The sequence below is a fragment of the Sorangium sp. So ce327 genome (genome assembly GCF_051530205.1).
GTDB classification, from domain to species: Bacteria; Myxococcota_A; Polyangia; order Polyangiales; family Polyangiaceae; genus Sorangium; species Sorangium cellulosum_B.
Window position 1 is genome coordinate 810,848 of the sequence record NZ_CP150330.1, and the last position, 15,482, is coordinate 826,329.

Below are 15,482 nucleotides of genomic sequence, written 5' to 3' on the forward strand. Positions count from 1 at the left end.
GCGGCGGATCCGCCCTCGGACGCGGGGCACGTTACGCACCGAGGGCGCTCGCGTGGCGCGCGCCGGCCCGTCGAGGCGCACGCCGAGGCGCGAACCGCCCCGTCGAGGCGCGCGCCGGCCCGTGAAAACGCGCCGAAACGCGGATAGCGTGGGGGGCCCCACGCGGCGGTTGCGGAGCTGTGCCGGATCGGTCAATAGGTCCGACCCTCCTGCGTCAACGGGCCGCGACGGATGTCTGGCGTGCTGACGCTCCGGCTCAGCCTGTCACCTCATCCACCATCGCATCGGCATCCCCGTGACCGCGAATCGTTCTACGAGCCCCACGCCCACCCGAGAGCAGTCCACCGCGCCGTCCTCGGCCACCGTCACGACGTCCGCCCGGCCCGCGCCGCCCACGTTTGCGGACGGCGCGCCCGGCGCCGGGCTGAGCGAGCACGGCGCGGCGATCGTCCGCGAGGAGGAGGCGCTGCTCGCCCGCGTCACCGCGCACCTGGCCGCCGCCGCGACCAAGCCGTCGCGCCCGCCGCCTGTCGAGAACTACGAGGAGCAGCTCCTCTCGCTGCGCGATCAGATCGCGGCGGCGCGGCTGGAGGACGTGCCGGCGCTGGTGCAGCAGATGGAGCGCCTGCAAGGGATCGCCGCGCGGCGGAACGAGAACGTCGTCGAGCCCGTCGATCCGAAGTCGCCCTACTTCGGCCACCTGCGCCTCCGGGAGAAGGGCCGCCCCGAGCGCGACGTCCTCATCGGGCGCACGACGCTCGTCGACGCGAGCGCGGGCGTGCGGATCGTCGACTGGCGCCACGCCCCGGTCAGCCAGATCTACTACCGCTACGAGGAGGGCGCGGAGTACGAGGAGACCTTCGGCGAGCGCGACGTCGAGGGCACCGTGCTCGTGCGGCGCACCGTGACCATCGACGACGGCGAGCTCTATCGCATCTCGGCGCCGCAGGGGACGCTCGTGCGCGGGCCCTCGGGCGGCTTCCGCGAGATCGCGACGCGGGCGACCGAGCTCTCCGGCGGGCAGGGCAGCGCGGTGCGCCCCGAGGACATGCGCGACATCGCGCGCGCGGCGGCGGGCGGCGCGCGCGGCGGGCTCGGGACGGGGGCGGCGTTCCACGCCCGCGAGGACCGGCACCTCCCGGAGATCGCGGCGCTCCTCGACCCGCGGCAGTTCGAGCTCATCTCGAAGCCGGACGCCGGCATCGTGGTCATCCAGGGCGGCGCCGGCAGCGGCAAGACGACGATCGGCGTCCACCGGCTCGCCTTCCTCTCCTACAACGGAGGCCGCCGCTTCACCGCCGACAAGATGCTCGTCATCGTCGGCAGCCCCGCGCTCCGCGCGTACATCAGCGAGGCGCTCCCCGCGCTCGGCCTGGGCGGCATCGCGGTCGAGACGTTCTCCGAGTGGGCGCGCGCGGCCCGGAAGCGCGCGTTCCCGTGGCTCGAGGCGCCGATCGAGGAGAACACGCCCTCGGTCGTGACCCGCTACAAGACCCACCCGGCGATGCTCCACCTCCTCGAGCAGCGCGCGGCGGAGCTCAAGGACGACGCGCGGGCGCGGCGCGACTCGCGCGGCACCCTCGCGTTCTGGGCGGACGTGCTCACCGATCTCGACCGGGTGATGGCCGCCTTCGAGGCGGCGGGCGACCCGGAGTTCGGCCCGGAGCAGGTGAAGCGGGCGTGGCGCTGGTGCGCGGACCGCTGCCCCGCCGTGCTCGACCTCGACCCGGGCGACCGCGCCGAGCGCAAGGCGGCGATGGCCGACGAGCCCGCGGACGACGACGACGACCGGGGCGGGGACGGGCGCGAGGTCTCGAGCGACGACCGCGCGGTGCTCGACCCCGAGGACGACGCGCTCCTCCTGCGGGCGTACCAGCTGCTCCGGGGCGAGCTCCGCAAGGGGAAGAACGTGCTCGTCTACGAGCACCTCTTCGTGGACGAGGCGCAGGATCTCGCGCCGATCGACCTCGCGGTGCTGCTCGGCGTCGTGGCCGAGCCGCGCAGCGTGACGCTGGCGGGCGACACGGCGCAGCGGCTCTTCATGGACTCCGGCTTCCGCGACTGGCGGGCGACGCTCGACGACCTCGGCCTGTCGCGGGTCGACGTCGAGCCGCTGCGCATCGCGTACCGCTCGACGCGCGAGGTGCTCGCGTTCGCCCGTGGGGTGCTGGGCCCGCTGGCGGATCCGACGCCGCCCCTCGCCCCGCGCAGCGGGGCGCCGGTCGAGCACCACCATTTCCCGAGCGCCGGGGCGGCCGTCGCGTTCCTGGCCGACGCGATCCGCCCGCTGTTCGCGCGCGAGCCCCGCGCGACGCTGGCGATCCTGGCGCGCCACCCCGAGCAGGCGGATGTCTACTACGACGCCCTCAGGATGGCGGAGATCCCGAACCTCCGGCGCGTGCGCGCCTACGAGTTCGCGTTCCGCCCCGGCGTCGAGGTGACCGAGGTCCGGCAGGTGAAGGGCCTCGAGTACGACTACGTGGTGCTGGTCGACGTGAACGCGTCGACCTACCCGGCGGACGACGAGTCGCGGCACCTGCTCCACATCGGGGCGACGCGCGCGGCGCACCAGCTCTGGGTGATCTCGACGGCGGCGCCGTCGCCGCTCGTGCCGGACTGGCTGGGCTGAGGGGCAGGGGGACGAAGGGGCCGCTCGAGCGCAGCCGAGCTGCGCCTCCCTCGGCAGGCCTTGGAAGGCATCGGAAAGCCTCCGAGGGGGAGATGGACACAATCGACACCGGGCCGTGAGAGAATCCTTGACCAAAGCGAGGCCGTGAGTAGATTCCCTCTCGCGCGGTGGAGCAGCCTGGTAGCTCGTCGGGCTCATAACCCGAAGGTCGTGGGTTCAAATCCCGCCCGCGCAACCACGACCCAAGTAGCAAGAGGACGCGAGGATTGGCCGAAAAGGCCACCTCGCGTTTTTCGTTTTCAGGGTCTGTCCGCTTGCGCCGAGCGTGAGACCGGAGAGGCGGTCTGAGCGATCCCGCCGCCCGGCCGCTTCAGGCGAGCGCTGCTCGTCGCGCGCTTTGCCTGCTCGCTTGGTGTGTGCCTCTCGGGAGAGGTCCTGGTCGTCCCGGCGGCCTCGCGCGCCCTGGGTCCGAGTCGTTCCATCGGAGCGCGGCGGCACGGCGCGGCTCGCGCGCAAGGGCGATAAGACGCTCACCCCTTCTGGAACATCGAGCGTCGACGAGCGTCGATGGCGCGAACTCCATCGCTCTCTGCGGCTCCGGCGCGCCGCCGCTCCGATGCCCTGTCCGTCGGCGGTGTCGCTCGGGAAGTGCGCCGCGCTACGGGGCCGGTACAGGTGCGGTTCGCCAGCGCCACATCCGCGGCCCCGGTCCGCTCGTCGCGCAGCCGCGCCCCCGGCGAGGTCGCCGCGATCTGTGCGCGTTCGTCGTGCGTTCGTTGCGCCTTGGTCGGGCGTTGGTGGCGCGTTGGTAGGCGTGGCGCGCGCTTCCACGGGCGTCTCGCGCCGGCGGCGCAGCCCTCTCGTCGCGCCGTAGGCAGGCGCCGGCCCCCTGATGTAGGATGGCGGTAGAGGCGGCTCCTGTGCTCTGAACACGCGCGCCGCGGCGCGCACCTCACCGGCGCATTCCCGGTAACCTCCAGCGGACAACCACGATGGCCAAACCGAACGATCCCTTCGCACCCTCGACCAACACGCGCGGCGCTGCGACGCCGGGGGATGCTGCCAAGCCGCAACGCAGCGCCAGCGCGCCCGCGCCGGCGGCGCGGGCGTTGCCCTCCACGGGGCCTGCCACCCAGCGAGGGCCGGGGGCGTACGGCGCGCCCGAGTTCCTCAACAAGGCGCGCAGCGCGCAGCCGCCGGAGCTCCTGAGCCAGCGCACCATCGAGCTCGTGCAGTGGTCCTGGGCGAAGGTGATGCCCATCTCGGACGCCGCCGCGGCGCTGTTCTATGAGCGGCTGTTCACGCTCGAGCCGTCGGTGCGGCCGCTGTTCAAGAACGATATCGCCGAGCAGAAGAAGAAGCTCATGCAGACGCTCTCCGTGGCCGTCGATGGGCTGAACAACCTGCCCAAGCTCGTGCCGGTGCTCCAGGCCCTCGGCGTCCGGCACCAGGGCTATATGGTCGTCGATCGGCATTACGACGTGGTGGGCGAGGCGCTGCTCTGGACGCTGCGCGAGGGGCTCGGCGACTCCTTCTCCGCCGACGTCGAGTCCGCGTGGAAAGAGGTCTACGGCGTGGTCTCCGACGTCATGAAGAAGGCCGCCGCGGCGCACTCGGCCGTGGGCGGCGCGCAGGCGCACCCCTCGCCGGCGCCGGCCGGGAGGGAGGCCCCGCGGCTCGGCTCCTCGCAACCGGCGCAGCGCTCGGCGCCCGTGGAGCAGGCGGTGCAGCTGCCGAAGTCGGTGCCGCCGCCCTCGTCGACCAAGGCCTCGCGGACGCTCGTCGGGGTCGTGCCGCCCTGGCAGGGCGACCCGCCGCCGCCGCCCGCGCCCGCCGCGGCGCCGGCGGGCGCGCCGATCAGCCTGCGCACGATCGAGCTCGTGCAGCGATCGTGGGCGAAGGTGATGCCCATCTCGGACGCCGCGGCGGCGCTCTTCTACGACCGCCTCTTCGAGCTCGATCCGTCGGTGCGGCCGCTGTTCAAGAACGACATGGCCGAGCAGAAGAAGAAGCTCATGCAGACGCTCGCCGTGGCCGTCGATGGGCTGAACAACCTGGGCAGGCTCGTGCCGGTGCTCCAGGCGCTCGGCGTGCGGCACCACGGCTACATGGTCGTCGATCGGCATTACGACGTGGTGGGCGAGGCGCTGCTCTGGACGCTGCGCGAAGGGCTGGGCGACGGCTTCACGCGCGACGTCGAGTCGGCATGGACCGAGGTCTACGGCGTGATCGCGGACGTCATGAAGAAGGCGGCCGCAGATCACGTCGCGAGCGGGGGCGGTCGCAAGGCCGACGCCGCGCCCGCGCGGGAGCGGGCGCCCGCGCAGCGGCCGCCGCTCTCGGAGCAGCGCGCGCCGGCGCCGTCGAGCGTCACGGAGGTGATGCCGGCGAAGCGGCGCCCGGGCCCGCTCGACGAGGACGCCGACACGCTGCACTACCAGACCAACCCTGCCCATGAGGCCATGATGACCAGCGGTATCCACCACGAGGAATCCCGGGCCGCGGCGCGCCCGGCATCCGCAGCGCAACCTGTCGCCGCGAGCGCGAGCCCGCAGGGGCTCGTCATCCCGTGGGCGGGCCAGGACATGGTCGTCAACGTCCACGTCAAGCTGGACGGTCCGCTGGTGACGGTCCCGGTCGCCTCGCCGGGGATCGCGTCGCCGGCGGCGCCCGTCGTCCTGGAGCCGACAGGCCCGAGCGGCCTCGCCGCGGGGCTCGCGATCGCCCTGCTCTCGATCGCCGCCTCGATGGCCACGGCCATCCTGATGACGGTGGGCGGCGCCGACAAGGCCGCGGCCGGCGCGGGCGCCGCGGCCGGCGCGGGCGCCGTGCCCAACATCGCGTCCCTCGCGACCTACGCCGTGCCGATCATCGTCACGGTCCTCGTCCTCTCCGCGTTCACGATGGGACACATCCTGGGGCGGGGTCGGGCGCGGAGCGACGCGGGGCCCGGCCCGGGGCAGCTGTGAGCTCCTCGTGCGGGTCGTGAGCGGGTCGTGGACTGGAAGCCGACGCATTCGCCCGGCGAGCGCACGGGTTTGATGGCAAGATGGGAATGAGAGTCCGATGATCGCGGAGCCTGCGAGTACGCTGACCCACCTGGCGGGACAGTGGCTGGGACCGTTCCAGCTGATCCAGCTGCTCGGCATCGGCGCGATGGGCGCCGTGTACCTGGCCAGGGACAGCGTGCTCCAGCGCGACGTCGCGGTGAAGCTGATCGCGAAGGGGAGCGCGGACACCGATCCCGAGCGGCGCGACCGCTTCCTGCGCGAGGCGCGCGCGGCGGCGCGCCTCCTCCACCCGAACGTGGTGCAGATCTTCCAGGTCGGCGAGGACGAGGACGTCCGTTACATCGCCATGGAGTACGTCCACGGCCTCACCATGGCGCAGGCGGCCAAGCAGCACGGCGGCCGCCTGCCGGAGCAGTTCGGGATCGAGAAGATGCGCGAGGCCGCGGCGGCGCTCGAGCTCGCGGCGTCGTTCGGCATCTCCCACCGCGACGTCAAGCCCGCCAACCTCCTCCTCAATGCGTCGGGGACGCTCAAGATCGCCGACTTCGGCCTGGCGTCCCATCCGGAGAGCGGCCCGCTCGGGAGCAGCTCCGCCCGCACGCTGGAGGGCACGCCGTTCTACATGAGCCCGGAGCAATGGACCGGGCAGGACATCGCGCCTCCGTCGGACATCTACAGCCTCGGCTGCACGTTCTACCACCTGCTCGTGGGCAGGACGCCCTTCTCGGCGCGGGATCTCGCTGGCTGCTTCCAGGCGCACTGCCACGCGGCCGTCCCGGATCCGAAGCTGGCGATGCCGGACATCGACCCGCTCCTCGCGGAGCTCTTGCGCCGCTGCATGGCGAAGAGGCCGCAGGAGCGGCCGTCGGCCGGGCACATCGTGGCGTTCCTCGAGGACATGCTGATGCTCCGGCGCAGCAGCGTCAGGCCGCGAGAGATGTCGGAGCCGAAGAGCGCGCTGCTCGGCGCGCCCATGGATCTCTCCGATACGAGGATAAGCGAGCTCCCAGCGCCGCCGAGGGGCCCGCTCGCGACGCCGACGGGCACGATCCTGGTGAACAGCTCGACCGCCGTCGGGCACTTCACCGGCCAGTACAGCTACCGGGATCATTTCGGGCTGACCGGCTATCCGTTCAGCGACATCCGGCAGCCGAGCTTCTTCTGGGACGCAGGCCCTTATGCCTGGATCCTGAGGACGCTGGCGTCGCAGATCGTCGCCGGGCAGCGCCCGGCGATCCTCGTGGGCGAGCCGGGGAGCGGCCGGACCTTCGTCTGTGAGATGATCAAGAACAAGGTCCCGCGGATCCACGTCTTCTCGGTCGAGCCGCAGCTGCTCTTCGGGACGCGGCCGCTCGTGTCGCTGTGCAGGCAGGTGGGGGCGACGGCCATCACACCGACGCTGAGCCAGCAGTTCCTCGTCGACGCGTTCCTCGGGCAAGCGCTCCTCCGCGCCGGGTCGGACGCGATCGCGGTGCTGGTCGTCGACGGCGTCGATCCGGAGGATCACGATCTCCTGATGGAGCTCCATGACATCCTGCGCTGCGCCCCGGCGGGCAAGCTCTCGATGATCCTGGTGGGCGCCCCCGATCTCCCCGCGACCCTCGCCTCGAACGGCGTGCCGCGCGAGCTCTACTCCGGCGCTCAGTCGCTCCTCTTGCCCGGCATGACGCAGCAGGAGATGATCGAATACATCGACTTCCGGATGTGCTCGGTCGGAGGGAGCAGGCGGGGGCTCCAGCTGGGCCTCGCGTCCCAGCAGCTGCTGCACGCGAGGAGCGGCGGCAGCCCGAAGCTCATCAACATCTACTGCCACAACGCGCTGACGATCGCCGCGCTCCAGGGCGAGACGGAGGTGAGCCTGTCGTCGATCCGCCTGGGAATGAAGAGCAAGAGCTATCTCACCGCCGAGGCGGCCACGAACCTGATCCGGGGCTGAGCGTGCCTCCTGCGGTCGTCTGGCGCGGCCGGAGCGGTCGTGCGCGGGGCGATCGCGACGCGCTCGCGCGCCGGCCAATCCCCCTCATTCCTCGCCTCGTTAGCTGTCGTTTCCGGCGGTCCCGGCTGGTGCGACCGTCCTGACCGCTCCGGTCGCGGACGGCGCGCTCGGCGGCGCCGCGGGGAGGGGGGCGCGCCCGGGCATTGCGGCGAGCACCGCCGCGTCCGTCATCGGCGCGCGCGGCACGTTCAGCGCGCGTCCAATGCGCGCCCTCGAATGCTTGTCGTTGTCGATGCACCTGCCGCGCGTGTAGGCGCTGAGCCGGTCGCGCGGCTCCTGCTTGCGGCACGCCCCGAAGGATCCCTTGATCAGCGCGAGTCCCGCGCGAAAGCATTTCTCTCGATCCCCGACGAGATCCTCGTGAGACCACCCCTCCCGGGTCTTGCCGGCGCCGACGCGGACCTGGAGCAGACAGGAGTCGAGCCCCGAGCCGCGCGCGAGCTTCCCGAGCCCGAGGTCCACGTCGCGACGGTAACCGCTCTCGAAATACGCGATCGATAAGAGCAGCGCCATCGTCTCGGCTCGACCGCGCGGGCCTCCGAAGAGCGGCTTCAATGCAGGATCATAGGCAACCTTCGCCGCCGCGCGCGCGATCTCGTGGTAGCGCGCGCGGCCTTCCTCGGGCGTCTCGACCGCGTCCTTGATGAAGCTCTTCCCAGGCGGGGCCCATGTCATCATGATACCAACAGCCCACGCGATAATCGTATCCATAAGACATGTAAGGTCATGGGATACCTCTGTGTCAAGCAATTCGGACAGTCTGGCTGGGATTGTCGTGGTGCGTTGTATGATGGCGTGCCGCTCAGTGTGCATTATAACGTCCTCGTCAAATTGCGAATGATCTGGGAAGCGGTGCGTCGTACGTGGTGCGCAATCGTTTTCGCACCGGTTCGCACTGGATTTGTGTTCGGTTGTTTTCGGTCGTGTTCGGTCGTGTTCAGTTACGTTTGTTACGCTTGTTGCGTATGTTGCGCTCGGCCTCGAGAGATTGCGGGTGTGCTCGCGGTCAAATTCGCGCCGAGTCGTCTCGTGCTCTCGCCGCGGGGCTCACGAATGGAGTGGTCGCCTCCAGTCCTCGAGAGAGCGACTGGCCCTCACCGGGCTGGGAGCGATGATGTGCTTCGCGCGCGCTCGACGCGAGGCGCGCGTCAGGACTTCTCGGCGGCGTCTTCTTCGGAGGTCGCGCGCGTGTCTTCGAGCCGGTCGACCGCGCGCAGCTCGGGGAACAGCCATGCCCAGAGCAGCACGACCGCGATCGTCCCGAGGCCGCCGAACACCACGGTGGGCACCGTCCCGATGAGCCTCGCGAGGGTGCCCGACTCGAGCTCTCCGAGCTCGTTCGAGGCGCCGACGAACACCATGTTGACCGCGCTCACGCGGCCGCGCATCTCGGGCGGCGTGGCGAGCTGCTCCAGGGTCATCCGCACGACGACGCTCACCATGTCGGCGGCGCCCATCACGGTGAGCGCGACGAGCGAGAGGGGGAAGCTCCGCGACAGGCCGAACACCACCGCGGCGAGCCCGAAGAGCCCGACGCAGAGGAGCATCCTCGGCCCGGCGCGCCGCGTGATGGGCCGGAAGGCGAGGACCACGGCCATGAGCCCGGCCCCGACGGCCGGCGCGGCGCGCAGGAAGCCGAACCCCTGCGGGCCGACCCCGAGCACGTCGGTCGCGTAGATGGGCAGCAGCGCGACCGCGCCGCCCAGGAAGACGGCCACGAAGTCGAGCGAGATCGACCCGAGGAGGACCTTCTTCCGGTAAACGTAGCGCAGCCCGGCGAGCGCCGTGGCGAGCGACGGCGGCTTCCTCTCCAGGCGGCCGGCGGGCGCCCGCACGGCCAGGGGCCCGGCGCACGCCGCGGCGAGCGCGAGGCTCGCGCTCAGGTACACGGGCGCGGGCGCCTTCCAGAGCGCGTAGAGCAGCCCGCCCAGGCTCGGCCCGCCGATGGCGCCGACCTGCCAGAGCGTCGATTGCCACGTCACCGCGTTCTGGAAGTGCTCCGTCGGCACGAGCGTCGGCAGGAGCGCCGAGCCGGCCGGCCCCTGGAAGGCGCGCACCGTGCCGAGGAGCACGAGGACCCCGTAAATCGCCGGCAGGTTCGGGCTCGGCGAGCGCGCGAGGAAGAAGAGCGCGAGCGCCGCGAGCGCCGAGGTGAGGTAGCAAAGGACGAGGATCCGCCGCCGATCGAAGCGATCCGCCGCGTGCCCCGACGCGAGGGAAAGCCCCGCGACGGGGAGGAACTGGGCGAGCCCCACATAACCGAGCGCGAGCGGATCTCGCGTGAGGTCGTAGATCTGATACCCCACGGCGATCGATTGCATCTGGTAGGCCACCGTCGCCAGAAGGCGGGCCGCGGCGTAGACGCGAAAATCGCGCGATGTGAAGGCGGCGAAGGGCGACGACGGCTTCAGGGCGGCGGGGGCGGTGGCCATGAACGAGTCCGGGCGACGTGATGGCGCATTCCAGCGAGGGTCGCCAGGCTGCGATGCCGCGGTGACGGGCCGGGAGACCGAGGGAGACCGAGCGCCAGGTCGCTGCATCCAGCGCGCCCTGTAGGGGTTGCATTCCGGGCACTGGGAAGAAGCGAGCTGGGACGGCCCGGGCACCACGGCCCGTCATCGGGACGGTCACGTTCGCGTGGCCTCGGCGTGGAACACTGGCGCGCCGACTTGGACCTGTGGTAAGCGGCAGCCACACATGATGCTCCTTGGACATGACACTTCGTCGGGACGGGCGCGCGACCTCGCCGAGCAGGCGTGGCGCGCCTGGACGCTGTTTGGCAGCCGCTCCCGCCGTGGGCGTGATGGCCGGCGCGACGACGACGACGACGATTTCCCGCGGCCGAACGCGATCCTCACGTGGCTCCCGATGCTGGGACGCGCCGTCTCGCCGCTCCCCGCCTGATCTACGCGCCGCTCAGGGCCCGCTCGCCGTCAGCGTGAGCGAGCCGTCGCGGAGGCTCACGACGCGGTCCGCGGTCGCGACGCGCGACCAGTCGAACTCCCGGAGCAGCTCCGCCGGCGTGCACGGATCAGGGCGATCCCGCAGGCCGACGCAGCAGGCGAGCGCGCCGGTGAGCGCGGGCGCGCTCCGGGCGAGCGCCGCCCCGCGCGCCGCGCCGTGCGTCTTCGCCAGCTTGCCGCCGCGCTCCTCCAGCAGGAGCAGGTGGTGCCGGTAGACCGGCGCTGGCAGCCCGAGCAGCGCCTGGAGCGCGGCCTGCGTCGCGGTGCTCGGCGCGATGTCGCGCCCCCGGACGACGCGCGTGACGCCCGCCGCGCCGTCGTCGACCACCACCGCCAGCTGGTAGGAGAAGGCGCCGTCGCGCCGGCGAACCACGGGATCGCCCATCGCGAGCGCGGGCTCCTGCGACAGGTCGAGCCCGCCCTCGTCCAGGGGCCGGAACACGCCGTCCGGCAGCCGCGCCCGGATCGGCTCCACGCTCGCGCGCCACCCGCCGGGCGGCAGCGCGCGGCAGCGCGCGCGGTTGTCGTAGGCGAAGCCGCCGTCCGGGGCGCGCCGGCCGATCGCGCGCACCTCCTCGCGCGTCGCGGAGCAGGGGTACAGCGCGCCGAGCGCCTCGAGCCGGTCCATCGCCGCCTCGTGGTGCGCCCTCCGCGCGTGCTGCTCGACGCGCTCGTCGAAATCGAGCCCGAGCCACGCGAGATCCTCCTCGATCGCGCGCGCGAACTCGGGCCGGCAGCGGTCGGGATCGAGGTCCTCCAGCCGGAGGACCAGCCGCGCGCCCCGCGACCGCGCGTCCAGCCAGCAGAGCAGCGCCGCGGCGAGCGTGCCGAGGTGGGCGGGCCCGGTGGTCGACGGGGCGAACCGGCACACCTCGCTCATCGCTCTTCCTCCTGCCGCTGCCGGCCGCGCCCTCGTCGCGCGGCCCGCGGGCTCGCCACGCCGCGCCTCAGAGGAAGCGCGCGATGCGCGCCCGCACGCGCGGCTCACCCAGCACCGCCATGACCTCGGTCAGATCAGGGCTGTTCCTCGTCCCGCAGACCGCGACCCGGAGGAGCATCGAGACGTCGCCGACATGGCCCTTCCACGACTCGGGAGAGGCCTTGTACTGCTTCACCTCGCCTGCGTAGCCCGAGGCCACCGCGATCTGCCGGATCTTCTCGAACCACGCCTCCTTCGAGTCGGCCGGGTCGAAGGTGTCGAGCATCTGCCGGAGCAGCGGCTGGCGATCGCCCTCCGGGACGTTCTCGGGGAAATCGAGCGCGTCGACGCCGCTGTAGAGCTCGTCGTAGAAGAAGAAGAGCTGGGCCCGCAGGTCGGGCCAGGTGGTGATGCGCTTGTTCGACTTCTTGCCGCCGCGCTCGATGCCGAGCGCGCGCTTCGTGTACTCCGGATCTCGCTCCATCAGCGCGGCGAGCTCCTTGTCGTGCTCCCTGGCCCAGTCGAGGCCCTGGGCATAGACGTCCTCGGCGCTCATCCGGCTCACGACCGCCTGGCTGACGCTCTTCAGCTTCACCATGTCGCTCAGCGCGCCGCCGGGGGCGAGCTTGTTGAGCTTGAGGGGGAAGGCGGAATAGGGCTTGTCGGGGTTCGCCTTGCGCCAGTCCTCGAACGCCGAGTTGGCGATGTTGAGGAGGTACTCGATGGTGCCTGTCTCGGGGACGCCGATCTCCCGGTAATAGGCGATGTTCGCCTCGGGGTCCTTGCGCTTGCTCAGCTTGCGCCGCGCGTCCGAGACCTTCGTCTCGCCCGTCTCGGGGTCGACCTCTTCCACGCGATCGAGCTTCTGGATGGGCGGGACGTGGGCGTATTCGACCGGCCTGAAGCCGAGCGTGCGGAAGAGCTGCAGGTGGAGCGGCATCGACGAGATCCACTCGTCGCCTCGGATCACGTGCGTCGTGCGCATCAGGTGATCGTCGATCGCGTGGGCGAAGTGGTACGTCGGGATGCCGTCCGACTTGAGGAGGATGGTGTCGAGATCGTTGACGGGCATCGAGATGACGCCCTTCACGCCGTCCTTCCACTCGACGCGGCCGGAGACGTCGTCCGGGGCGCGCAGCCGGAGCACGAACGGGGTGCCGCCCGCGAGCGCCTCCTTCACCCGGGCGAGCGGCGCGTCGCGCCACTTCGCCCACCGGCCGTGGACCCCGGGCTTCACCGTGAGGGCCATCTGCTCCTGCCGGATGGCGTCGAGCTCCTCGACCGTGCAGAAGCAGGGGTAGGCGAAGCCGCGGCGGATGAGATCGATCGCGTAATCCCGGTAGATCTCGACCCGCTCCGTCTGGATATAGGGGCCGTAGCTGCCCTGCTGCACGAACTCGCCTCGCGACGACGGGTCTCCGTCCTTCGCCGGCGCGCGGAGCACGCCCTCCTGAGGGGAGAGATCGAAGCGCGCGAGGGAGTCGACGATGGTGTCGAGCGCGCCGGGGATGGCGCGCTTCACGTCGGTGTCCTCGAGGCGGAGATAGAAGACGCCCTCGCTCTGGAGCGACAGCCGCTTGTTGATGAGCGACACGAAGATGCCGCCAATGTGCATGAACCCGGTCGGGCTCGGCGCGTAGCGGGTGACCATCGCGCCTTTGGGCAGCGCGCGCCGGGGATAGCGCGCCTCGTACTCCTCGGGCCGCCTGGCCGACGCCGCGGCGTCGCCGAAGAGGAGGCGCACGAGCTCGTCGCGGTCCTCTCCGGGGCCCGGTTCGCGGACGGTGACGGGAAGCGTCGTCTCGTTCGGGGCCTGCTTGTCCATGAGGGCGCGTCGCTCCTGGTCTGACATCGGGCCGGCAGCCATTGCACGCCCGCCTGGCCTTGTCAATCGGCCGGGGTCTGTCAATCGCGGGGTAACGAGCGCGAACGAGCGTGGGTCGCGACGCGCGCCGCGCGCCGCGCTACTGCGGTGTGTTCTCGCCGATGAGCCAATAGGTCTTCATCGCGCCCTTGCCCTTGATCGCCACGAGGCCCCGCTCCTCGAGGAGGAAATCTCGCGCGAGCAGGGAATAGCTCGCCTCGCTCACCTGGATCCGGCCGGGCTCTCCGCTCGACTCCATGCGGCTCGCCACGTTCACCGCGTCGCCCCAGAGATCGTAGCTGAACTTCTTCTTGCCGATCACGCCGGCGATGACAGGCCCGGTGTTGATGCCGATCCTGAGCTGGAACGGCTCGCCGTCGTCGCCGACGAACTGGCGCACGGTGTGTGTCATGGCGATCGCCATCCGCGCGATGGCCCTCGCGTGATCGGGGCGCTGCGCCGGCAGCCCGCCGACGACCATATAGGCGTCTCCTATGGTCTTGATCTTCTCCAGGCCGTGCTGCTCGGCGAGCTGATCGAACGAGGAGAACATCCGGTTGAGCAGGCCGACGAGCTCCGCCGGGGGGAGCCGCGCGGCGAGCGGGGTGAAGTCCGCGATGTCCGCGAAGAGGACGGTCACCTCCTCGAAGTGCTCGGCGATCAGCTGCTCGTGCTCCTTCAGCTGATCGGCGATCGTCCTCGGCAGGATGTTGAGGAGGAGCCGGTCCGAGCGCTCATGAGCTCGCTCGGCCGCCGCCTTCGCCTGCTCGAGCGCCGCCTTCTGCTGGCTCTGCCGCCGCGCGTTCGCCTCCAGCGCCGAGAGCATGCCGTTGATCGAGCCGGTGAGGCGCGACAGCTCGTCGGTGCCCGGCATCGCGACCCGCGCCGAGAGGTCGCCGACGCCGCCGATCTCCGTGACCTCCCGGCTGAGGCGGGCGAGCCGGTACAGCACCAGCTTCTCCAGGAGCAGCAGCGTCACGCCGCCGAAGACCAGGCCCACGACAACGGTCACGAGCACGAGATAACGCAATGTGTCATGGCCCATCTTGAGGATGGCCCGGTCGTTGTCCACGCGCACGAGCAGCGCCGGCTTGCCGTCGATGTCGTTGAGGACGGTGTATCCCGCGATCCGGTCGCTGCCGAGCGGGTGGACGAGGATCGGGTCGCGGTCGGACAGGGCGGCGCGCGCCTCGCGGAAGTCGTCGGGCAGGTGGGGATCGTCGAGGCGGTGGACGGCGAGCGAGAGGTCGGCGGGCTCGGTGAGGCGCTTGATCTCGGCGTCGGTCAAGAAGCGCCCGAACGTGACGCTGCCGGCGACCGGTCCGCGGCCGGAGCTGCCGACGCTCGGCTGGGAGCAGAGGAGCATCGGCCCGTCCGGGAGGAGGACGATGCCGCCTCGCACGGCGCTGCCGGGCGCGTCCCTCCCGAAGAGGAGATCGCCGATGCGGAGCCGCTCCTCGATGCCGCGCGGCAGGGGGGCCCAGCTCTTCGTGGCGTGGTTGTAGCCGGTGCTGTACACGGGCCTTCCGTCTGCGCCGGCGAAGACCGCGAGATCGATCCGGGCGATGTCGAAGAGCTGGGCGACGAGGTTCGAGCGAACGAACTCTTGATTACCGTCCTGCACGAACGCGTAGGCGTCATCCCACTGGCTCCAGTCGGTCCAGCGCGCGTTGAAGTCGCTGCTGGCCTGGCGGAAGAGGTTGAGCGCCACCTGCACCGTACGGCGGGTGTCCTGCGCCTCGGCGGCCATCGAGTTGGCGAGGAGCGCCCTCGAGGACACGCCGTACAAGGCAAAGCTGAGCCCGAGCAGCGTGGCGGCGATCGCCAGCAGCGTCTTCGCGCGCAGGGAGAGCAAGGCGTCGAGGGCGGGCTTCAGCGGTGCCGAGACTATCGAAATGCGGGACGGCGCGGAAGCGCGCCGACACCAGCCGGGACGGCGCGGGCCCGCGGCGGGTCGGGGAGGGAGCGCGGCGGCGTGGTGCGGCGGTGCCCCTGGCCCGCTCCAGGCCGCGCTCGCTTGGAGGGGTCTCCAGGGCGGGTCCGGAGGAGAGGTTTCATTCTCGTTCTACGGCGGCACGCGAGGCATCGAGTTCCAGAGGT

The 15,482-nt window shown here is 71.4% G+C and carries 9 protein-coding genes and 1 tRNA gene; 5 read left to right on the forward strand and 5 right to left on the reverse strand.

The features are described from left to right. The first annotated feature begins 295 nt into the window (after positions 1–295). The 4 genes from WME95_RS02995 to WME95_RS03010 all read left to right on the forward strand — a co-directional run bounded on the left by WME95_RS02995 (position 296) and on the right by WME95_RS03010 (position 7,576). Positions 296–2,629 carry an ATP-binding domain-containing protein gene (locus WME95_RS02995; RefSeq protein WP_437906913.1) on the forward strand — a complete coding sequence of 778 codons (2,334 nt, stop codon included), beginning with the start codon at positions 296–298 and terminating at the stop codon, positions 2,627–2,629. Between the two features lie 161 nt (positions 2,630–2,790). Next, positions 2,791–2,867, forward strand: a tRNA-Met gene (locus WME95_RS03000). A gap of 754 nt (positions 2,868–3,621) precedes the next feature. Continuing rightward, on the forward strand, positions 3,622–5,598 hold the full coding sequence (locus WME95_RS03005) for a globin family protein (RefSeq protein WP_437906914.1): 1,977 nt from the start codon (positions 3,622–3,624) through the stop codon (positions 5,596–5,598). A gap of 97 nt (positions 5,599–5,695) precedes the next feature. Beyond that, on the forward strand, positions 5,696–7,576 hold the full coding sequence (locus WME95_RS03010; protein ID WP_437906915.1) for a protein kinase domain-containing protein: 1,881 nt from the start codon (positions 5,696–5,698) through the stop codon (positions 7,574–7,576). 99 nt (positions 7,577–7,675) lie between these two features. Here the strand turns inward: WME95_RS03010 and WME95_RS03015 are convergent, their stop codons facing one another. Both WME95_RS03015 and WME95_RS03020 read right to left on the reverse strand, forming a co-directional pair. Continuing rightward, on the reverse strand, positions 7,676–8,314 hold the full coding sequence (locus WME95_RS03015) for a hypothetical protein (RefSeq protein ID WP_437549335.1): 639 nt from the start codon (positions 8,312–8,314) through the stop codon (positions 7,676–7,678). Between the two features lie 470 nt (positions 8,315–8,784). Next, the gene (locus WME95_RS03020; protein ID WP_437906916.1) at positions 8,785–10,068 is read right to left on the reverse strand and encodes an MFS transporter; all 1,284 of its coding nucleotides are present in this window, start codon (positions 10,066–10,068) and stop codon (positions 8,785–8,787) included. 265 nt (positions 10,069–10,333) lie between these two features. Between WME95_RS03020 and WME95_RS03025 the strand changes: the two genes are divergently transcribed. Beyond that, positions 10,334–10,540, forward strand: coding sequence for a hypothetical protein (locus tag WME95_RS03025; RefSeq protein ID WP_437327412.1), 207 nt, complete (start codon positions 10,334–10,336; stop codon positions 10,538–10,540). A gap of 12 nt (positions 10,541–10,552) precedes the next feature. Here the strand turns inward: WME95_RS03025 and WME95_RS03030 are convergent, their stop codons facing one another. The 3 genes from WME95_RS03030 to WME95_RS03040 all read right to left on the reverse strand — a co-directional run bounded on the left by WME95_RS03030 (position 10,553) and on the right by WME95_RS03040 (position 15,237). Further along, positions 10,553–11,479, reverse strand: coding sequence for a glutamate--tRNA ligase family protein (locus WME95_RS03030; protein WP_437906917.1), 927 nt, complete (start codon positions 11,477–11,479; stop codon positions 10,553–10,555). Positions 11,480–11,546: 67 nt separating this feature from the next. Further along, positions 11,547–13,343, reverse strand: coding sequence for a glutamate--tRNA ligase (locus WME95_RS03035; RefSeq protein WP_437906918.1), 1,797 nt, complete (start codon positions 13,341–13,343; stop codon positions 11,547–11,549). Between the two features lie 139 nt (positions 13,344–13,482). Further along, positions 13,483–15,237, reverse strand: coding sequence for an adenylate/guanylate cyclase domain-containing protein (locus WME95_RS03040; protein ID WP_437906919.1), 1,755 nt, complete (start codon positions 15,235–15,237; stop codon positions 13,483–13,485). Positions 15,238–15,482 lie beyond the last annotated feature (245 nt).

Excerpts from the sequence above, each read along its gene's own strand:
- WME95_RS03005 (WP_437906914.1), top strand. The coding sequence starts at position 3,622 with ATGGCCAAACCGAACGATCCCTTCGCACCCTCGACCAACACGCGCGGC.
- WME95_RS03010 (WP_437906915.1), top strand. The coding sequence starts at position 5,696 with ATGATCGCGGAGCCTGCGAGTACGCTGACCCACCTGGCGGGACAGTGG.
- WME95_RS03015 (WP_437549335.1), bottom strand. The coding sequence starts at position 8,314 with ATGATGACATGGGCCCCGCCTGGGAAGAGCTTCATCAAGGACGCGGTC.
- WME95_RS03020 (WP_437906916.1), bottom strand. The coding sequence starts at position 10,068 with ATGGCCACCGCCCCCGCCGCCCTGAAGCCGTCGTCGCCCTTCGCCGCC.
- WME95_RS03025 (WP_437327412.1), top strand. The coding sequence starts at position 10,334 with ATGATGCTCCTTGGACATGACACTTCGTCGGGACGGGCGCGCGACCTC.
- WME95_RS03030 (WP_437906917.1), bottom strand. The coding sequence starts at position 11,479 with ATGAGCGAGGTGTGCCGGTTCGCCCCGTCGACCACCGGGCCCGCCCAC.
- WME95_RS03035 (WP_437906918.1), bottom strand. The coding sequence starts at position 13,343 with ATGGACAAGCAGGCCCCGAACGAGACGACGCTTCCCGTCACCGTCCGC.